The organism is Pseudomonas sp. EL_65y_Pfl2_R96 (genome assembly GCF_963970905.1).
GTDB lineage: Bacteria > Pseudomonadota > Gammaproteobacteria > Pseudomonadales > Pseudomonadaceae > Aquipseudomonas.
The window spans coordinates 1-20,732 of sequence record NZ_CAXAQH010000011.1; the positions used below are offsets into that span (position 1 = coordinate 1).

15 protein-coding genes are annotated in these 20,732 nt (G+C 59.7%); 3 read left to right on the forward strand and 12 right to left on the reverse strand.

Annotated features, from left to right (window positions below; all coding sequences use genetic code 11):
- Positions 1–169: 169 nt before the first annotated feature.
- The 4 genes from AACY49_RS13515 to AACY49_RS13530 form a co-directional block, all read right to left on the reverse strand.
- A complete protein-coding gene (locus tag AACY49_RS13515; protein ID WP_339524356.1) occupies positions 170–370 on the reverse strand; it encodes a co-regulatory protein PtrA N-terminal domain-containing protein in 201 nt (66 codons plus the stop codon).
- A 200-nt stretch (positions 371–570) separates the two neighbouring features.
- On the reverse strand, positions 571–3,723 hold the full coding sequence (locus AACY49_RS13520; protein ID WP_339524358.1) for a CusA/CzcA family heavy metal efflux RND transporter: 3,153 nt from the start codon (positions 3,721–3,723) through the stop codon (positions 571–573).
- 52 nt (positions 3,724–3,775) lie between these two features.
- Positions 3,776–4,981 carry an efflux RND transporter periplasmic adaptor subunit gene (locus tag AACY49_RS13525; RefSeq protein WP_339524360.1) on the reverse strand — a complete coding sequence of 402 codons (1,206 nt, stop codon included), beginning with the start codon at positions 4,979–4,981 and terminating at the stop codon, positions 3,776–3,778.
- Between the two features lie 49 nt (positions 4,982–5,030).
- Positions 5,031–6,311 (reverse strand): TolC family protein, encoded by a 1,281-nt coding sequence (locus tag AACY49_RS13530; protein ID WP_339524362.1) that lies wholly within the window; start codon positions 6,309–6,311, stop codon positions 5,031–5,033.
- A gap of 480 nt (positions 6,312–6,791) precedes the next feature.
- On the opposite strand from AACY49_RS13530, the gene AACY49_RS13535 reads away from it, so the two are divergent.
- Both AACY49_RS13535 and AACY49_RS13540 read left to right on the forward strand, forming a co-directional pair.
- Positions 6,792–7,466, forward strand: a complete 675-nt coding sequence (locus AACY49_RS13535) for a heavy metal response regulator transcription factor (RefSeq protein WP_320393964.1) — start codon at positions 6,792–6,794, stop codon at positions 7,464–7,466.
- Positions 7,463–8,872, forward strand: a complete 1,410-nt coding sequence (locus AACY49_RS13540) for a heavy metal sensor histidine kinase (RefSeq protein ID WP_339524366.1) — start codon at positions 7,463–7,465, stop codon at positions 8,870–8,872. Before AACY49_RS13535 ends, AACY49_RS13540 begins: the two co-directional genes overlap by 4 nt.
- Before the next feature lie 197 nt (positions 8,873–9,069).
- Here the strand turns inward: AACY49_RS13540 and AACY49_RS13545 are convergent, their stop codons facing one another.
- From AACY49_RS13545 to AACY49_RS13570, 6 genes are read right to left on the reverse strand one after another with little or no spacing between them, the layout of a single operon-like run.
- Positions 9,070–10,812, reverse strand: a complete 1,743-nt coding sequence (locus tag AACY49_RS13545; RefSeq protein WP_007940906.1) for an ABC transporter substrate-binding protein — start codon at positions 10,810–10,812, stop codon at positions 9,070–9,072.
- 47 nt (positions 10,813–10,859) lie between these two features.
- Positions 10,860–11,132 carry a DUF2160 domain-containing protein gene (locus AACY49_RS13550; RefSeq protein WP_052967033.1) on the reverse strand — a complete coding sequence of 91 codons (273 nt, stop codon included), beginning with the start codon at positions 11,130–11,132 and terminating at the stop codon, positions 10,860–10,862.
- 10 nt (positions 11,133–11,142) lie between these two features.
- Entirely contained in the window at positions 11,143–11,943 is an 801-nt protein-coding gene (locus AACY49_RS13555; protein WP_018925489.1) for a carbohydrate ABC transporter permease, read from the reverse strand.
- 8 nt (positions 11,944–11,951) lie between these two features.
- Entirely contained in the window at positions 11,952–12,818 is an 867-nt protein-coding gene (locus AACY49_RS13560; RefSeq protein WP_339524376.1) for a carbohydrate ABC transporter permease, read from the reverse strand.
- Entirely contained in the window at positions 12,815–13,912 is a 1,098-nt protein-coding gene (locus tag AACY49_RS13565) for an ABC transporter ATP-binding protein (protein ID WP_320393961.1), read from the reverse strand. Before AACY49_RS13565 ends, AACY49_RS13560 begins: the two co-directional genes overlap by 4 nt.
- On the reverse strand, positions 13,912–15,006 hold the full coding sequence (locus tag AACY49_RS13570; RefSeq protein WP_018925486.1) for an ABC transporter ATP-binding protein: 1,095 nt from the start codon (positions 15,004–15,006) through the stop codon (positions 13,912–13,914). The genes AACY49_RS13565 and AACY49_RS13570 overlap by 1 nt, the downstream gene beginning before the upstream one ends.
- Positions 15,007–15,344: 338 nt before the next feature.
- Here AACY49_RS13570 and AACY49_RS13575 point away from each other — a divergent pair, with 338 nt between their 5' ends.
- Entirely contained in the window at positions 15,345–17,192 is a 1,848-nt protein-coding gene (locus tag AACY49_RS13575) for a sigma-54-dependent Fis family transcriptional regulator (RefSeq protein ID WP_339524382.1), read from the forward strand.
- Positions 17,193–17,406: 214 nt separating this feature from the next.
- On the opposite strand, the gene cysS is transcribed toward AACY49_RS13575, so the two are convergent.
- Both cysS and AACY49_RS13585 read right to left on the reverse strand, forming a co-directional pair.
- Positions 17,407–18,789: a cysteine--tRNA ligase gene (gene cysS / locus AACY49_RS13580; protein ID WP_258700014.1), complete on the reverse strand. Its 1,383-nt coding sequence runs from the start codon at positions 18,787–18,789 to the stop codon at positions 17,407–17,409.
- Between the two features lie 20 nt (positions 18,790–18,809).
- Complete coding sequence (locus AACY49_RS13585; RefSeq protein ID WP_339524386.1) at positions 18,810–20,507, reverse strand: glutamine--tRNA ligase/YqeY domain fusion protein; 1,698 nt, start codon at positions 20,505–20,507, stop codon at positions 18,810–18,812.
- Positions 20,508–20,732: the final 225 nt, after the last annotated feature.

Sequence of the window (20,732 nt, forward strand, 5' to 3'; positions counted from 1 at the left end):
AAGTATTAATATCGCGCATAAGAACGCCGGTTTGTTAGATGTGTTTGCTCGCACGAACATCATCAATCAAATCGGCGTTCTTGTTTCTGTGTTTCCCGGGATTCCGTGAAGAACCAAAAAAAAGCCCAGCATCGGCAATCGATGACGGGCTCGTTCAAGTGCGATGCGCTTACAAGTCTTGGTTCTTGTCGTTTTTCTTTTCATTCACGACGACGGGATCACGTGCCTGTTCCTTGGCAGCAAACAGCTCCACCGAGCGGTCATTGGCCGCCATCATTTTCTCGAAAGTTCTGTCGCCGCCGCCTTCAGCCATGACCAGAGAAGACATCACCAACGCCACTGCAAAGGCACTCAGTTGTGCAAATTTCATGTTTGATTCCTCGTTTGATTAACTAACGGGATCAAGGTAACAATCCGAACCTTTCGTGACGGTGGCGCGCAAATTACATATCCGTTATCTGGCACAAAAACCTGTGGGAGCGAGCCTGCTCGCGATAGCGGTGGGTCAGTCAACATTGATGTTGAATGGACTTGCGCCATCGCGAGCAGGCTCGCTCCCACAGGGAACAACTAGTTAGCGGGCGTTGCGTCCTCATCACGCCGATGCGCCAACTGATACAGCACCGGCAATATCAGCAGCGTCAGAATGGTCGAAGACAGAATCCCGCCAATCACCACCGTCGCCAGCGGACGTTGCACCTCGGCGCCAGTGCCCGTCGCCAAGGCCATGGGAATGAAGCCCAGGGACGCCACCAGCGCCGTCATCAACACCGGTCGTAGCCGCGTCAGCGCGCCTTCGTTGATCGCGTCGCCAAGGGAGCGCCCCTCCTCCCGCAGGTTGCGGATGAACGCAATCATCACCAGACCGTTGAGCACCGCCACCCCCGACAGCGCAATAAATCCGACACCCGCCGAAATCGACAACGGAATGTCCCGCAACCACAACGCCATGACGCCGCCGGTCAACGCAAACGGAATCCCGGTGAACACCAGCAAGCCGTCCTTGAGGTTGTTGAACATCATGAACAGCAGCCCGAACACCAACAGCAACGCGACCGGCACCACAATCTGCAAGCGTTTGGCCGCCGATTGCAACTGCTCGAACTGCCCGCCCCAACGGGTCCAGTAACCGGCTGGAACCTGAACATCGAGCTCGATCACCTCGCCCGCCTCTTTAACGAACGAACCGATGTCACGACCGCGCACGTTGGCGCTGACAATCACCAGGCGCTTGCCGTTTTCGCGACTGACCTGATTCGGGCCCAGCACCAGATCGAGGCTGGCGACTTCCTTGAGGGCGATGAAACCAATCTGATCGGCAGCCCCATTGAGCGGTGCCCGCACCGGAATCAGCAACACCGACAGACCTTCGATGTCCTTGCGCATGGCATCGGACAAGCGCACCACCATGTCGAAACGCCGGTCTCCTTCATACAGCGTCCCGGCTTTGCGCCCGCCGACCGCCACCGCAATGGTGTCTTGCACATCGCCGACGTTGAGCCCGTATCGCGCAGCCTTGTCGCGGTCGATGTTGATGGTCAGCACCGGCAGGCCGGTGGTTTGTTCGACTTTGACCTCGGACGCGCCATTGACCTTTTGCATGGCAGCGGCAATTTTCGCAGCCGTGGCGTTGAGCACGTCCATGTCATCGCCGAACACCTTGACCGCCACGTCGCTGCGCACGCCGGAGATCAGCTCGTTGAAGCGCAACTGGATCGGCTGGGACAATTCATAGTTGCTGCCCGGCAGCGTCGCAGCGGCTTGTTGCAATTCGGCCATCAGGGTCTGGCGAGACTTGCCCGGGTCCGGCCACTGCTCTTTCGGCTTGAGCATCACGTAGCTGTCGGAGATGTTCGGCGGCATCGGGTCGGAGGCGATTTCGGCGGTGCCGGTGCGGGCGAACACGCGCTCGACTTCCGGCACTTTGCCCAGGATCAGGGTTTCCAGACGCTGCTGCATATCGACCGATTGCGTGAGGCTGGTGCCCGGCACGCGCAAGGCTTGCAGGGCAAAATCACCTTCGCTGAGGCTCGGCACAAACTCGCTGCCCATGCGGCTGGTCAGTACGCCGCTGAGCACAATCACGCCCAGCGCCGCGCCCACCGCCACGGCGCGATGAGACATCACCCAGGCCAGCGCCGGCGCATAGGCCCGCCGCGCGCCGCGCATGACCACCCCTTCCTCTTCTTTGACTTTGCCGGTGACGAACAGCGCGATGGCTGCCGGGACAAAGGTGACGGACAAGAGCATGGCGCCCAACAGCGCAATCACGACGGTGAAGGCCATCGGGTGGAACATTTTCCCTTCGACACCGTTCAGGGCGAAGATCGGCAGGTACACGACCATGATGATCAACTGGCCAAAGATCAGCGGTCGGCGTGCTTCTTTGGCCGCTGCAAAGACTTCGTGGAAACGCTCGGAACGGCTCAGCAAACGCCCGTGATGGTGCTGTGCATGGGCCAGCCGCCGCAGGGTGTTTTCGACGATCACCACGGCGCCGTCGACGATGATCCCGAAGTCGAGGGCACCGAGGCTCATCAGGTTGGCGCTGACCTTGTTACTGAACATGCCGGTGAAGGTGAACAGCATCGACAACGGGATGACCATCGCAGTGATCAGCGCGGCGCGGATGTTGCCTAAAAACAGGAACAGAATCGCGATCACCAGAATCGCGCCTTCCACCAGGTTCTTTTTCACCGTGGCGATGGCTTTGTCCACCAGGTGCGTGCGGTCATACACCGGGACGGCAACCACACCTTCAGGCAGCGAGCGATTGATCTGCTCAAGCTTGCTGGCCACTGCCTGGGAGACGGTGCGACTGTTTTCACCGATCAGCATGAACACGGTGCCGAGCACCACTTCGCGACCGTTTTCGGTAGCGGCGCCGGTGCGCAGTTCGCGGCCGATGTCCACGGTTGCGACGTTCTTGATCCGGATCGGCGTGCCGTCGACGTTGGCCATCACGATATTCGCGATGTCCTCGGTACTCGCCACCTGCCCGGGCGCACGAATCAGCAACTGCTCGCCATTGCGCTCCAGGTATCCGGCGCCGACGTTGGCGTTGTTGCGTTCCAGCGCCGTGACCAGATCGGTGAGGGTCAGTTTGTAAGCCGCCAGCCGTTTCGGGTCGGGGGCGATCTGGTATTCCTTGGCGAAACCGCCGATGGTGTTGATCTCGGCCACACCGGGGACGTTGCGCAACTGCGGCTTGATGATCCAGTCCTGAATCACCCGCAAATCGGTCGGTGTGTAGGCCGAGCCGTCGTCCTTGAGCGCCCCTTCCCTGGCTTCCACCGTCCACAGGAAAATCTCGCCAAGCCCCGTGGAAATCGGCCCCATCACCGCTTCGGTGCCTTCGGGCAATTGCTCCTTGGCGATCTGCAAGCGCTCGTTGACCAGTTGCCGGGCGAAGAACAGATCGGTGCCGTCCTTGAAGATCACCGTGACCTGCGACAGCCCCGAACGCGACAGCGAACGGGTCTGCTCCAGCGCCGGCAAACCGGCCATGGCGGTTTCAATCGGGAAGGTGATGCGTTGCTCGGTTTCCAGCGGCGAAAACCCGGCGGCACCGGTGTTGATTTGCACCTGGACGTTGGTGATGTCGGGCACGGCGTCGATCGGCAGTTTTTGATAACTGGCGATGCCGAGGCCGGCCATGAGCAAAACGGCGAGCAGCACAATGATGCGCTGCTCGATGGCAAACTGGATCAGGCGTTCGAACATGAGAACCTTCTCGTCGAGGGGGCGGATCAGTGGGAGTCTTCAGTGAGCGTCTTTAATGAGAGTGTTCAGCCGAGGCTTTACCCAGTTCCGATTTGAGAACGAAGCTGCCGGACGCGGCGACTTGTGCGCCGGGTTCCAGGCCCTGAGTGACTTCCACCTGACCGGCCGCGCGACTGCCCAGCTCCACCGCTTGCGCCTTGAAGCCGTCGTCGGTGCGCACGAACACCGTGGGTTTGTCCTCGACGGTCTGGATGGCGGCTTCGGGTACGGCGACTTTGGCCTGGCGGCTGTCGGTCGCCACCAGCGCGGTGACGAACAGTCCGGGGCGCCACGAGCCTTGCGGGTTTTCCAGGGTGACGCGAACGGTGGCGGTGCGCGTCTGTTCACCGAGCAAACTGCCGACGTAGGCCACGGTGCCGGCGACTTCGGCATTCAATTCCGGGGCGCTGACGGTGACCGGTTTACCCACCTGCACCTTGGTCAGATCCTTGGGCGAAACGCCGAAAGTCACCCAGACCCGGGACAGATCCGAGAGCGTGAAAGCACTCGTGGCTTCGTCGACCACTTCCCCCGGCGTCAGGTGTTTTTCCACCACCACGCCGTCGAACGGTGCGCGCAGCTCATAACGATTGCCGCCGCTGGCGACCATGCTGCCGCTGAGTACGCTGATTTTTTGCCGGGCATTGTTCAGGGCGATTTCGGCTTCTTCCAACGCCTGTCGGGCCTGGAGGAAATCCTGTTCGGCGGAAATCTTGTCCTGCCATAACTGCTTCTCGCGTTCATACGTGGTGCGCGCCAATGCCAGACGCCGTAGCGCGGCAGCCTGCTCGCTGCGCTGATCAGAAACCTGCTGACTGGCAATCACCGCCAGCAATTGGCCCTTCTTCACCGTCTGCCCGAGATTGACCGACACCGACTCGACCACCCCGGGCACTCGCGGCACGACGTGGGCGGTGCGGTCTTCGTCAAAACGCACTTCGCCGGGGAACGGCAGGCCGAGGCTGATGCTTTGCGACCGCGCTTCGGCCAGTTGAATGCCTGCCGAGGCGATTTGCTCGACGCTCAGTGTCAGGTGTCCCTCTTCGCCCTCACCTTCGGCGTGCTCACCGTCGGCTGCGGCGCCCTCTTCGGCATGATCGGCATGCTCCGCCGCTTCATCGGCGTGGACGTCAATGGGTGAGTTGCCCGTCCACGTCGAACCGATACCCATGCCCAGTGCCAACGTCGCCACCGCGACAACGATCAGTTTTTTATCCATGGAAACTCCTCTGCGTCAGGCCATCGCGCAGTGATCTAAAAGATGAAATTCAGGGGCTGACTGCAAACGCACCGAGATCGCCAAAAATGCGTTCAATGCGCACCCGCGCGTCCGTTGCTTCAGCAACGGCCTGGATGTACTGCGTGCGGGCGCTGATCAGGGTGCGCTGGGCGTCGAGCACATCGAGGAAGCCGAACTTACCCATTTCGAAACCGCGCGTGGCAGTGTCGACCGCACTCTGCGCGGCGGGCAGAATCGTCTGGTTGAACGCGTTGACTTCGCCGTTGGCGGTCTGCCACTGCTCAAGGGTGGTCTGGATGTCCGTGCGCAAACGCAGCTCGGTGGCGTTGCGCAGATCCCGCGCCTGATCGGCGCGCCGCGCTGCCGCCAGCACGTTGCCCTGATTGCGGTTGAACAGCGGAATCGGCATCGACAACCCGACCACGTTCACCCGCTCGCGCTCCAGTTCGTTGTACTGACTGCCGACACTCACGGTCAGATCGGGAATCCGCTGGGCCTTTTCCAGACCCAATGAGGCTTCGCGCTGATCGATCTGCAATTTGGCCAGTCGCAACTCGGCGGTCTCATTCAGACGCTCAAGCAACCGGGTCGCTGGCGGCACGCTGGACATGCCTTGCACGGCCGTCTGCACATTGACCGACATCGGCAACGGGGCGCCCATGACCTGCGCCAGTTGCTGGTAGGCATTGGCCTGGTCGCGCTCGGCGCGGCTCAGTTCCAGACGCACTTGCGACAATTGCACCTGCGCCCGCGTGCCTTCGACCGGCGACAATTTGCCCGCCTCGATACGCCCCTGCGCCACCCGCAAACCGTGCTCGGCCAGTTGCAGCGACTGACGCGACAACTGCAACCGCTGCTGCGCGGTCTGTGCACTGGAGAACGCTTGAATCACATCGGCGCGCAGAGCGTTGCGCTTGCGCTCCAGTTCGATCCCGGCCGCATCCTGCGCGCGGCTCGCGACGCCGATACGTGCGCCGCGCTTGCCGCCCAGCTCAATTGGCTGGCTGATCAGCACCGTTGTGGTTCGCGAATCGCGCCGGGTGTCTTCGGCCTCCCACGACAGTTCGGGGTTGGGGATCAAACCGGCTTGCTGCCGATCCCCTTGGGCAATACCGATTTCCCACTGGGCGGCAGCCAAGTCAGGGTTGCCAGCAAACGCCGTTTGCAAGGCCTGATCCAGCGTCAGCGTCGAGCCGGACGAAACCGCCGCCAAACCGGGGCCGGCCAGCAACAAAAGGCAGCTGGCCGTGACCACCGCTCCTGTTTTTTTCAGGCGTGATCGCGCCGTCAGTTCTCTTAAACCGAGCAATTGAATACTTCCTTTCTAAATCAAGAAAATTCGATGCCGCCACGGTAGGGTTTTGAACTTATCGACAAGGTGACTGGAACATTACAAATTCGTTATCCACGGTCACGACAAGTTGTTTTGCTTTAGCATGAAAAGTGCAAAATCCGATATCGCAATACATAGAAACAAATACCCTATCGTTATCCGTCGAACAGCACTTGTCTGAATTCAATTCCCATGAGGCAGATGAACTTTCCGCTTCATCCGGTGCAACATGCCGTCGCAGAGAACGAAATTAAAGGCTAGAAATCAAGCTCTTCAGTTGACTCTGTAGCCACTACAGACTTTATCGTGCACGCCTTCAGATGGAGATCTTTCTGTAGGAAAACAGAAAATCAAACAATTAGCTGTTACTGAAACACGTCCGGAAGCCCCTACAAAAACAACAACTTTCCCGGCCACCTTAATTAAATACCCATTGAATAAACAGGGTGACTGATCATGCGAATTCTTGTCGTCGAGGACGAGTTTAAAACTGCCGAATACTTACATCAGGGATTGACGGAAAGTGGTTATATCGTTGACCACGCGGCCACCGGTGCCGATGGACTGCACCTGGCCCGACAGCAGGTGTATGACCTGGTGATACTGGACGTCAATCTGCCGGAGCTGGACGGCTGGGGCGTGCTGGAACAACTGCGTCGCACCCACTCCACCCGGGTGATGATGCTGACTGCACGGGGTCGTTTGGCGGACAAGATCCGTGGCCTCGACCTGGGTGCCGACGATTATCTGGTCAAGCCGTTCGAGTTTCCGGAATTGCTGGCGCGGGTGCGCACCCTGATGCGTCGCAGCGAGAACACTCCGGTGCCGCAGGTGCTCAAAGTCGCCGATCTGGAACTCGATCCCGGACGCCATCGCGCGTTCCGTGGCGAACAGCGCATCGACCTGACCACCAAGGAGTTCGCCCTGCTGCACCTGCTGATGCGCCAGTCTGGCGAAGTGCTGACCCGCACCCAGATCATCTCGCTGGTGTGGGACATGAACTTCGATTGCGACACCAACGTGGTCGAAGTCTCGATCCGCCGTCTGCGGGCGAAAATCGACGACCCGTTCGACAACAAATTGATCCATACCCTGCGCGGTGTCGGCTATGTGCTGGAGGCACGGGAATGAAGCCTGCCAGCCTGTCGCTGCGGCTAGGTCTGACGGTCAGTATTCTCGGGGCGCTGCTGGTGGTGTTCTTGGCGATTCTCGCGTATTTCGCCCTGACCCATGAGCTGAACGCGTTATCCAGAGACAGTCTGGAAAGGAAAATGGAGCAGGTTGAACACAGCCTGTCGCTGTACACCGATACCGGCGAAATCAGTACGAAACCGCATATCTTGCTCGATCAAGTCATGGGGCACGACAACCTCACCCTGACCATTTACGACCGGACCAACTGGCGCACGCCGCTGCTCAAATCCGGCTCAGGCATGGCCGATCCGCGCCAACAAATCAAAGCGGTCCGGTCGGTGACCGATCAGTTGGCCTACTCCGTCAGCACCGACGCTCAGGACGCAAAATTCCTCACCGCCTCCCGACTGATCCGCATCAAGGACGGCACCAGCGTCCCGGTGCTGCTATCGATGGACAATGCCCACGATCAGGCGCTGCTCAATGCTTATCTGCGCTCGACATTGATTGCGCTACCGTTGCTGCTGATCTTCATCGGTCTCAGTGCCTGGGCGGCGGTGCAGCGCGGTCTGGCGCCGATGCGCGAGTTTCGCAAGGTGGCGGCGATGGTTTCGACGCAAGACCTCGACCATCGGCTGTCGGTGGTGAACATGCCTCAGGAACTCAGTGAACTGGCACAAGGCATCAACTTCATGCTGCACCGCCTCGACAGCGGCGTGCAGCAGTTGTCGCAGTTCTCCGACGATCTGGCCCACGAACTGCGCACGCCGATCAACAACTTGATGGGCAAGGCGCAGGTGATACTGTCCCGGGAGCGCACGGCCGAGGAATACAAAAACGTGTTGGTGTCCTGCACTGAAGAGCTGGAGCGCGTCGCGCGAATTGTCTCGGACATGCTGTTTCTGGCCCAGGTCAGTCACCCGTCGGCGCTCACGCCTTTCGAGTCGATTGCACTGGAGGATGAAGCGCTGAAAGTCGCCGATCTGTTTTCCCTGTCGGCTCAGGATAAGCAGATCGATCTGATCGTGGTCGGTAGCGCTCGGGTGCTGGGCGACCGCTTGATGATTCAACGGGCGATCTCCAACCTGCTGTCCAACGCCCTGCGCCACTGCCCGGCCGGGCAAACGGTTTCACTGCTGATTGAACAAGGGGCGACACAGGTCTCGCTGCTGGTCAGCAACCCCGGCATGGGGATCGAAGCGCAGCATCTGCCGCACCTGTTCGACCGCTTTTACCGGGTCGACAGCAGCCGGTCCCGCTCGCAAGGCAGCACCGGACTGGGCCTGGCCATCGTGCGCTCGATCATGAGCCTGCATCAGGGGGTGGCTGAGGTGAAGAGCTTGCCGGGTACGATGACGGTGTTCAGGTTGGGGTTTCCTGCGGTTGAAGGGGTGGCGCGCTGAGGTGTCAGGCTTCAGATCTGCACCGTCAGGGCCGGCCTCTTCGCGGGCAAGCCCAGCTCCCACAGGTTTCACCGGTGTTCACAAACCTTGCGAACAACCGAGCCCCTTGTGGGAGCGAGCCTGCTCGCGATTGGCGGCAAAAAAACACCAAAGAAAACGGCACCTCGCGGTGCCGTTCGCCTTTCACGGTTCAGCTTTTACTTACGCGCATCCGCCCACGATTTCAGCAGTTCGTTGTAGCTCACGGTTTCACCCTTGGGCTTCTCGTTGGCCAGTTTCGGCTTCGGTGCGCCCGGTTGGTCGAACCAGTATTGCGCGTCGCGCTCCGGGTTCATTTTCGGCGCGCAAGTGGCCTGGGCCTTGGAGCGTTCCAGACGGGTCATGATCGCGTCCTGATCCTTGGCCAGACCATCGAGCGCTTGTTGCGGGGTTTTCTCGCCGCTGGCGGCTTCAGCGATGTGGCTCCACCACAACTGCGCCAAACGCGGATAGTCCGGCACGTTGGTGCCGGTCGGTGTCCATTGCACCCGCGCCGGGCTGCGATAGAACTCGACCAGGCCACCCAGCTTCGGCGCCAGGTCGGTCATGGCTTGAGAGTTGATGTCCGACTCGCGGATCGGCGTCAGGCCGACGATGGTTTTCTTCAGCGACACGGTTTTCGAGGTCACGAACTGCGCGTACAGCCAGGCTGCGAGCTTCTGTTTCTCAGGTGTGGATTTCATGAAAGTCCAGGAACCCACGTCCTGATACCCCAGCTTCATCCCCTCTTCCCAGTACGGCCCTCTCGGCGACGGCGCCATGCGCCACTTCGGCGTACCGTCGGCGTTCACCACCGGCAGGCCCGGTTTGGTCATGTCGGCGGTGAACGCGGTGTACCAGAAAATTTGCTGGGCGATGTTGCCTTGGGACGGCACCGGGCCAGATTCGGAGAAGGTCATGCCCGCCGCTTCCGGTGGCGCGTACTTCTTCAGCCAGTCGACGTATTTGGTGGTGGCAAAAACCGCTGCCGGGCCGTTGGTATCGCCTCCGCGGGTCACGCTGGAGCCGACCGGATGGCAGTCTTCGACACGAATGCCCCACTCATCCACCGGCAAACCGTTGGGCAAGCCCTTGTCACCGCCGCCGGCCATGGAGAACCAGGCATCGGTAAAGCGCCAGCCCAGAGACGGGTCTTTCTTGCCATAGTCCATGTGCCCGTAGACCCGCTTGCCGTCGATTTCCTTGACGTCTTCGCTGAAGAATTTGGCGATGTCTTCATAGGCAGACCAGTTCACCGGCACGCCCAGTTCATAGCCATACTTTTCCTTGAACTTGGCTTTCAGCTCCGGGCGCTCGAACCAGTCGGCGCGGAACCAGTAGAGGTTGGCGAACTGTTGATCAGGCAATTGATAGAGCTTGCCATCGGGCGCGGTGGTGAAGGAGGTGCCGATGAAGTCCTTGATGTCGAGGGTTGGCGAGGTGAAGTTTTTACCTTCATTGGCCATCAGGTCGGTAATGGCTTCGGTCTTGCCGTAACGGAAATGCGTACCGATCAGGTCCGAGTCGTTGACCCAGCCGTCATAGATGCTCTTGTCCGACTGCATCACGGTCTGCAGTTTTTCCACCACATCGCCTTCTTGCAGCAGGTCGTGGGTGACTTTGATCCCGGTGATCTCGGTGAAGGCCTTGGCCAGCACCTTGGACTCGTATTCATGGGTGGTCAGGGTTTCCGAGACAACCTTGATGTCCATCCCGCGAAACGGCTCGGCCGCCTTGATGAACCATTTCAATTCCGCGAGTTGCTGATCGGCCGTCAAGGTGGACGGTTTGAATTCGCCGCCGATCCACTTTTTCGCGGCGTCTTCGTAGGCATCAGCCCAGGCCGATGCGCTCAAACCGCTGAGTGCCAGCATGGCTGCCAATGAAATGCTATGTCGCAGCTTATTGTTTTTGTCGAACATAGAGACCTCCTGTTTGATTTTCGGAGCAACATTGCCGAGCGATTCGACTAGCCCCAACGCATCACAGCCAACAGCCACACCAGGGACAACGCGAACGCTACCCAGATGCTCCAGTCGGTGACGCCGATTACCAGCAAATGCAGGTAGGCGCTGCCGAGAAGACCGATAAACAGCCGATCGCCACGGGTAGTGGCAATCGGCAGAAAACCACGCCGAGGAACACTCGGCGAACGCAACTCCCAGGTCGTCATACCCGCGAGGATCAAGGCAATGACGCTGAAGAACGCCGCCGTGGGGCCAGTCCAACTCATCCATTCCATCATCAGTTCCTCATACCCGGCCCAGGGCAAAGCCCTTGGCCACGTGGTTGCGAACGAACCAGATCACCAGCATGCCCGGCAGGATGGTCAACACCCCCGCCGCCGCCAGCACGCCCCAGTCGATACCGGACGCCGAGACCGTGCGGGTCATCACCGCGGCGATGGGTTTGGCGTTCACCGAAGTCAGGGTTCGCGCCAGCAACAGTTCGACCCAGGAAAACATGAAGCAGAAAAACGCCGTGACACCGATCCCGGAGCCGATCAAGGGGACAAAAATCTTCACGAAGAACTTGGGAAAGCTGTAGCCATCGATGTAGGCGGTTTCGTCGATTTCCTTCGGCACCCCGGACATGAAACCTTCGAGAATCCACACCGCCAACGGAACGTTGAACAGGCAATGAGCCAATGCCACCGCGATGTGCGTGTCGAACAACCCGATCGAGGAGTACAGCTGGAAGAACGGCAGCAGGAACACCGCCGGCGGTGCCATGCGGTTGGTCAGCAACCAGAAGAACAGGTGCTTGTCGCCGAGAAAGCGGTAACGCGAAAACGCATAGGCCGCCGGCAACGCCACGGTCAGGGAAATGATCGTGTTCATGCTGACGTAGTACGCCGAGTTGAGGTAACCGGTGTACCAGCTCGGGTCGGTGAAAATCACCTTGTAGTTGGCGAAGGTGAAATCCTGGGGAAACAGCGTCAGACCGCCGAGGATTTCGGTGTTGCTCTTGAAGGACATGTTCAACAGCCAGTAGATCGGCACCAGCAGGAACAGGATGTAGACCAGCAGTGGAATAAGCTTTCTCTTGCTCATGGCGGGCCTCACCGATTGGCGTCAGAGTGAGTCATGGCGGTGTAGAACAGCCACGACACCAACAGGATGATCAGGAAGTACACCAGCGAGAATGCCGCCGCCGGGCCAAGGTCGAATTGCCCTACGGCCATTTGGGTCAAGGTCTGACTCAAGAAAGTCGTGGCATTGCCCGGACCGCCACCGGTCAGCACGAACGGCTCGGTGTAGATCATGAAACTGTCCATGAACCGCAGCATCACGGCGATCAGCAACACGCTCTTGAGCTTGGGCAACTGGATGTGTCGGAAAACCGCCCAGGCCGACGCCCGATCGATCCGTGCGGCCTGGTAGTACACGTCCGGAATCGCCCGCAGACCGGAGAAACACAACAGCGCCACCAGCGAGGTCCAGTGCCAGACATCCATCACCAACACCGTGACCCAAGCGTCCATGGTGTTGGATGCATAGTTATAGTTCAGGCCCATGGCCTTGAGACTGGCGCCGAGCAGACCAATGTCCGCGCGGCCGAAGATCTGCCAGATGGTGCCGACCACGTTCCACGGGATCAGCAGCGGAATCGCCAGAATGATCAACACCAGCGACGACCAGCGGCCCTTGATCGGCATGGTCAGGGCGATGGCGATGCCCAACGGGATTTCGATCAGCAACACGCAGCCGGAGTAGATGAACTGGCGCAGCAACGAGTCATGCAACCGAGGGTCGAGCAGCACCTGCTTGTACCAGTCGGCGCCGACGAAGTAGCGGCTGGACTGGTCGAAGATGTCCTGTACCGAATAGTTGACCACGGTCATCATCGGGATCACCGCACTGAATGCCACCAGCAGGAACACCGGCAGCACCAGCCACCAGGCCTTGTTGTTCTGCACCTTGTTCATGGCAGCACCTCCAGCAAGTAATCATCGGCATAGACCATCAGCCACTGGGCCGGAAAACTGATGTACGCCGTGCCTTCGGGCACCGGCTTGTCTTCGGCCAGGCGTACTTTCAGCGGCGCGCCATCAAGGTTAAGTGTCATGATTTTGTAGGTGCCCAGGTCTTCGACGTGTACGACCTGTGCCTGCATCGCGTCATCAAAGGCCTCTTCCCACACATGGACGAACTCCGGACGGATGCCAACCTTCAGAGATTTCCATTCGGTGTCGGCGATTCGTTTCTGCATCGCATCGGACAACGGCAAGTGGGTCCCGGCGAAACCGACACCGCCGGCTTGCGGCTGGACCTCGATAAGGTTCATCCCCGGGCTGCCGATGAAGTAGCCGACAAAGGTGTGGCTCGGCCGCTCGAACAATTCCCGTGGTGTACCGAACTGCACGATTTGCCCGCCATACATCACCGCGATCTTGTCAGCGAAGGTCGAAGCTTCGAGCTGATCGTGGGTGACGTAGACCATGGTGATGTTGAACTGCTCGTGGATCTGCTTGAGCTTGCGTCGCAGCTTCCATTTCAGATGCGGGTCGATCACCGTCAGCGGTTCATCGAAGAGGATCGCCGACACGTCATCGCGCACCAGCCCACGGCCCATGGAGACTTTCTGTTTTTCATCGGCGGTGAGGTTGCGCGCCTTCTTGTGCAACAACGCCTGAAGGTCGAGGACTTCGGCGATTTCATGCACCTTGCTGAAGATTTTCGCTTCCGCCATGCCCTGATTGCGCAACGGGAAGGCCAGGTTATCGAACACCGTCATGGTGTCGTAGACCACCGGAAACTGGAAAACCTGGGCGATATTGCGCTTTTCCGGGGTCAGTTCGTTGACCACTTTGCTGTCGAACAGCACTTGGCCCTGGGACGGGCTGAGCAACCCGGAAATGATGTTGAGCAAGGTCGACTTGCCGCACCCCGAGGGGCCGAGCAGCGCATAAGCGCCGCCCTGCTCCCAGACGTGGTCCATTTCGCGAATCGCGTAATCCTCAGGGCCGGTCGGCGTAGGGGTGTAGCTGTGGGCAAGGCTCTGCAAACGGATTTCGGCCATCAGGCAACCCTCGCAATGCGGCGACCGGGCGCCTGAACCAGCCGCCCCTGCATATCGAACACAAACAGTTTATGGGTCGGGATATAGATGCGAATCGGCGCGTCGACGTCGTACTCATGAACACCCGGCAAATGCAGCACCAGCAGGAAATACTCGTTGCGCACGTGCAGGAAGGTTTCCGAGCCGCTGATCTCGGCCACCTCGACGGTCACCGCCAGTTCCAGATCGTCATCGTTGCTCGGCACCAGCGAGATGTGGCTGGGGCGCACGCCGAAACGGAACTCGCCCTCGCCCACCGGGCGTAGATCGACGTTCAACGGGAAGTGCACGAAATTGGCGAAGCTCACTTCATTGCCGGCGATGCGCCCCGGCATCAGGTTGATCGGCGGCTCGGAGAACAGCTCCGCCGCCAGCACGGTTTGCGGCTGGTGATACACCTCGGAGGACTTGCCGCTCTGAATCACCCGACCTTCGTGAAGAATCGTGGTAGTACCGCCCAGCGCCAGGGCTTCGTTGGGTTCAGTGGTGGCGTAAATCGCGATGGTGTTGCGGGCCTTGAACAGCTCGCGCATTTCCTGACGCAACTCTTCGCGCAGCTTGTAGTCGAGGTTGACCAGCGGCTCGTCGAACAGAATCAGCTCAGCGTCCTTGACCAGCGCCCGGGCCATCGCCGTGCGTTGTTGCTGGCCGCCGGAGAGTTCCAAAGGATGGCGCTGGAGGAACTTCTCGATGCGCAGCATCTTCGCGGTTTCCAGCACTTTGCTCTGGATCAGTTCATTGGCAACGCCGCCCTGACGCAGCGGCGAGGCGATGTTCTCGAACACCGTCATGGTCGGGTAATTGATGAACTGCTGATACACCATCGACACGTTGCGCAAACGCACTGGGCGTTGGGTAACGTCGACACCGTTCATCAGGATGCGGCCGCTGTCAGGCTTGTCCAGACCTGCCATCAGGCGCATGAGGCTGGTTTTGCCGGACAGCGTGCGACCCAGCAAAACGTTGAAGGATCCGGGTTCGAAATTAAGGCACGCATCGTCGATCCAGGTCTGGCCCTCGATGGTGCGGCTGACGTGCTCCAGGATTAGTGACATGGCTCGGCCTTTTTATTATTTGGAGTCAAGCGACCGGAGCTATAGAGCGACTTTCGTGCCAGAAACTGCAAGCCTTTGATACAGCTCGAAAATCTTAAAAACAGTGGTAAAACCGCTTTCGTTGCTGAACAGAAATGAACAACCGTGACTGAACAATTGAACAATCCACCGGTTGACAATGAACAATAGTGAACAACACTCTGTGGGAGCGGGCTTGCTCGCGAATGCGGGCTGTCAGACACATTATTGGTGTTTGACAGTCCGCATTCGCGAGCAAGCCCGCTCCCACATGGAATCTCATAACAACAATAAAAATGCTGTTTCAGAGGCTGAATGCCATGGCCGCACCTGCCCTGCCGCTCTCCCACGACACCCTCATCCAGGACTCCTGGTCCCGTTGCCGCGCGTTCGGGCTCAATCATCAGAGCGCGCCGGCGTTCGATCAGTTGCCGGCCGATGGCATCGCCCAGTTACTGGAAAGCCAGCACTCACTGGTGCAGACCACTCATCAGGAAGTCCTGCCGTATTACGAGAACATCCTCAGCAACTCCAACTGCCTGATCATGCTCGCCGACAATCAGGGCCAGGTCCTGACGTCGTGGGGCACCCAGCGGTTTATCGAGCCGAGCCTGACCCGTGGTTTCAGCGCGGGCGCCAGCTGGATGGAGCGTTGCAGCGGCACCAACGCCATTGGCACCGCCCTCGCCTGCGAACAGGCCGTGCACATCGAACACGATGAACACTTCTTGAAAGCCAACCGCTTCATGACCGGTTCCGCCGCGCCGATTTTCGATGCCGAGCGCAAGGTGATCGCGGTACTGGACGTATCCAGTGACAGCTATCTGCCGCCCTCCCACACCTTGGGCATGGTCAAGATGATGAGCCAGACCGTGGAAAACCGGCTGATCCTCAACCTGTTCCACGGCCAGCATTTCCAGCTGACCTTCAACACCGGGCTGAACAACCTCGACAGCCAATGGGCCGGGTTGCTGATCTTCGACGAGACCGGTCAGGTGCTGTCGGCCAACCGTCGGGCCGACAATCTGTTGGGCATCAGCCTGTCGCGGGTGAGTGTCGAGAGTCTGTTCAAGGTGTCACTGCTGGAATTGATCAATCAACCCGATGGATTGCCGTTCGCCTTGCAGACATCCGGGCGTAATCGTTTTCAGTGTTTGTTGAAGCGACCGAAGCAGGCATCGATTCAGCCCAGGGTGTTTGCTGAGCCCAAAAGTACCGAGCCGAACGTCGCCGCATCGAACGCGATTAGCCTCAACACCCTGCACTTCGGCGACAGCCGCGTAGAAAAGGCCGTGCGTCAGGCCGAACGCTTGCTGGAGAAAGACATCCCCCTGCTGATCCACGGTGAAACCGGGGTCGGCAAGGAGGTCTTCGTCAAAGCGCTGCACCAGGCCAGTTCGCGCAGAAAACAGCCGTTCATTGCCGTCAACTGTGCGGCGATCCCCGCCGAACTGGTGGAATCCGAACTGTTTGGCTACGAGAAAGGCGCGTTCACCGGCGCCAATCAGAAAGGCAGCATCGGGCTGATCCGCAAGGCCGATAAAGGAACGCTGTTCCTCGATGAAATCGGCGACATGCCGTTGCCGACCCAGGCTCGGTTGTTACGGGTTTTACAGGAACGTTGCGTGCAACCGGTGGGCAGCAGCGAGTTGTTCCCAGTGGACATTCGGATCATTTCAGCGACCAACCGCTCGTTGCGCGAGCAGGTTCAGCTGGGGCGGTTTCGCGAAGATCTTTATTACCGCATCGGTGGCCTGACCCTGGAGCTGCCGCCACTCAGGGAGCGCAGCGACAAGCAGGCGCTGTTCAAGCGCTTGTGGGAACAGCATCGTGAACCATCGCAGTGGGCTGGGTTGAGCCCCGAAGTGATGGAGCTGTTCAGTCGTCATCCATGGCCGGGAAATTTGCGTCAGGTCAGCAGTGTGATGCAGGTGGCACTGGCCATGGCCGAGGAACAACCCGTGCGGCCGGAGCATTTGCCGGATGATTTTTTTGTCGATCTGGAGATGGAACCGGTGGATTCGCCAGAGCCGGTAGCCGTTGATTTGAATGATGCCGAGGCATTGAGTCGGCAATTGCAGGCGGCTGGGGGGAATATTTCGCACCTGGCCCGGCGGTTGGGGGTGAGCCGCAATACCCTTTACAAGCGATTGCGTCAGGTTGAGTGACGAGCGAACCGCACTAGCGGCGTTCGGCTTGAGACCATCGCGGGCAAGCCCGCTCCCACAGGGATTTGTGTCGTACACAAAATCGGAATCTACCTCGGTCATTGTGGGAGCGGGCTTGCCCGCGATGGCGCCAGCATGGGCACCGCCGCATTTGCGCCCTGCGCATAAACAAAAACCCGCACAAGGCGGGTTTTGTTTGTAGCCAATACAGCGATCAGTCAGCCAGACGCCAGGTCGTCCCGCCCTTGCCGTCTTCCAGCACCACGCCCATGGCGGTGAGCTGGTCGCGGATGCGGTCGGATTCGGCCCAGTCTTTATTGGCACGAGCCGTCAGACGCGCCTGAATCAGAGCATCGACTTGCGCCGCATCGACCCGCCCTTCGGCACCGGCCTGCAAGAAGTCATCGGCCTCAAGCTGCAACACACCCAAGACACTTGCCAGTTCCTTCAAGCGCGCCGCCAGACCCGCCGCGGCATCGAGATCGCTCTCGCGCAAACGGTTGATCTCGCGGACCATCTCGAACAGCACCGCACAGGCTTCCGGCGTGCCGAAGTCGTCGTTCATCACCTGGGTGAAACGCTCGACAAAGGCTTCGCCGCCCGCCGGCGCCGCGTTCGGCAGGCCTTTCAACGCATGGTAGAAACGCTCGAGCGCGCCCTTGGCGTCCTTGAGGTTGTCTTCCGAATAGTTGATCGCGCTGCGGTAGTGGCTCGACACCAGCAGGTAACGCACGACTTCCGGGTGGTACTTTTCCAGCACGTCGCGAATGGTGAAGAAGTTGTTCAAGGACTTGGACATCTTCTCGCCATTGATGCGAATCATGCCGCAATGCATCCACGCATTGGCGTAGGTCTTGCCGGTGGCCGCTTCGCTCTGGGCGATTTCGTTTTCATGGTGCGGGAACTCGAGGTCGCTGCCGCCGCCATGAATGTCGAAGGTCTCGCCGAGGCAGCAGGTCGACATCACCGAGCACTCGATGTGCCAGCCCGGACGACCGTCGCCCCAAGGCGATGGCCAGCTCGGCTCGCCCGGCTTGGCGCCTTTCCACAGCACGAAGTCCAGCGGGTCCTGCTTGGACTCGTCGACTTCGATCCGCGCGCCGATGCGCAGGTCTTCGATCTTCTTGCGCGACAGCTTGCCGTAACCCATGAACTTGGCGACGCGGTAGTACACGTCGCCATTGCCCGGTGCGTAGGCGTAGCCCTTGTCGATCAGGGTCTGGATCATCGCGTGCATGCCGGCGATGTGGCCGGTGGCGCGCGGTTCCATGTCGGGCTTCTTGATGTTCAGACGCGACTCGTCTTCGTGCATCGCCGCGATCATGCGCTCGGTCAGCGCCTCGAACGACTCGCCGTTTTCACGGGCGCGATTGATGATCTTGTCGTCGATGTCGGTGATGTTGCGCACGTAGGTCAGGTCGTAACCGCTGAACCGCAACCAGCGGGTCACCAGGTCGAACGCGACCATGCTGCGGCCATGGCCCAGGTGGCAGTAGTCGTACACGGTCATCCCGCAGACGTACATGCGCACCTTGTTGCCATCCAGAGGCTTGAAGACTTCTTTGCTCTTGGTGAGCGTGTTGTAGATCGTAAGCACGACAGTTCCTTAAGACTTGATCACTGGCCCCACGAATCACGCAGGGTCACGGTACGGTTGAACACCGGAGCGCCCGGTTTCGAGTCCTTGATATCCGCGACGAAGTAACCTTCGCGCTCGAACTGGAAACGGTCTTCTGGCAGTGCATTGCCCAGCGAGGGTTCAGCACGACAACCGGTGAGAACTTGCAGCGAGTCAGGGTTGATGTTGTCCAGGAAACTGGCGCTGTCTTCGGCCTTTTCAGGGTTGGCCGAACGGAACAGGCGATCGTACAGACGCACTTCGCATTCGACGCTGGCCGCGGCCGGCACCCAGTGCACCACGCCTTTGACCTTGCGGCCTTCAGGGTTCTTGCCCAGGGTTTCCGGGTCATAGGAGCAACGCAGTTCGACGATGTTGCCCTCGGCGTCCTTGATCGCTTCGTCGGCACGGATCACGTAGCTGCCGCGCAGACGCACTTCGCCGTTCGGCTCCAGGCGCTTGTAGCCTTTTGGCGGCTCTTCCATGAAGTCTTCACGGTCGATGTAGAGCTCGCGGGCGAACGGCAGAACCCGCACGCCCATGTCTTCTTTCGGGTGGCACGCCAGTTCGAGGTTTTCGACCTGACCTTCCGGGTAGTTGGTGATCACGACTTTCAGCGGACGCAGCACGCACATGGCGCGTGGAGCGCTGTGGTCGAGGTCGTCACGGATGCTGAATTCGAGCATGCCGAAGTCCACCACGCCGTCGGAACGGTTGGTGCCGATCATTTCGCAGAAGTTGCGGATCGATTTCGGCGTGTAGCCACGGCGGCGGAAGCCCGACAGCGTGGACATGCGCGGATCGTCCCAGCCATTGACGTGTTTCTCGTCCACAAGCTGCTTGAGCTTGCGCTTGCTGGTGATGGTGTAGTTCAGGTTCAGGCGGCTGAACTCGTACTGACGCGGGTTCGCCGGTACTGGCAGGTTCTCGAGGAACCACTCGTACAGCGGACGGTGGCTTTCGAACTCCAGGGTGCAGATCGAGTGCGTGATGCCTTCGATGGCGTCCGACTGACCGTGGGTGAAGTCGTAGTTCGGGTAGATGCACCACTTGTCACCGGTCTGGTGGTGGTGCGCGTGACGGATGCGATACATGATCGGGTCGCGCAGGTTCATGTTCGGCGAGGCCATGTCGATCCTGGCCCGCAGCACGCGTGCGCCGTCCTTGAACTCGCCGGCCTTCATGCGGGCGAACAGGTCGAGGTTTTCTTCAACCGAGCGGTCGCGGAACGGGCTGTTCTTGCCCGGCTCGGTCAGGCTGCCACGGTATTCCTTGGCCTGTTCAGGGGTCAGGTCGTCGACGTAAGCCTTGCCGGCCTTGATCAGCGCTACCGCCCAGTCGTGCAACTGGTCGAAATACTGCGAGGCATAGCGCACTTCACCGGACCATTCGAAGCCCAGCCATTTGACGTCGCTTTCGATCGCGTCGATGTACTCCTGGTCTTCCTTGGCCGGGTTGGTGTCGTCGAAACGCAGGTGCGTGACGCCGCCGAATTCCTGGGCCAGACCGAAGTTCACACAGATCGACTTGGCGTGACCGATGTGCAGGTAACCGTTGGGCTCAGGCGGGAAACGGGTGACGATCTGCGTGTGCTTACCCGAGTCCAGGTCCGCCTGGATGATCGGGCGCAGGAAATTGACCGGCACGGCAGGGCCGGTCTTGGAATTCGAGGTAGGGTCGACAGTGGGCTTGCTCATAGGATCCTTGAACGTACAAGTGCGCGGCCAGTTGGCCAAATCAAAGCGGCTGTTATAAATCAAAGGGGCTTATCATAGCCGATGCTGTCAAGTGGCTGACAGAGCAGGCCGGCAATCGGTTGCATTTAATCGGCTGCCGATGAAAAACAGCCTCGAAATTCGCGCCCGGCACGCTAAACTGCGTGCCTTGGCCGACACTGGCCGGACCGGTTGAGGGCCAAAGCG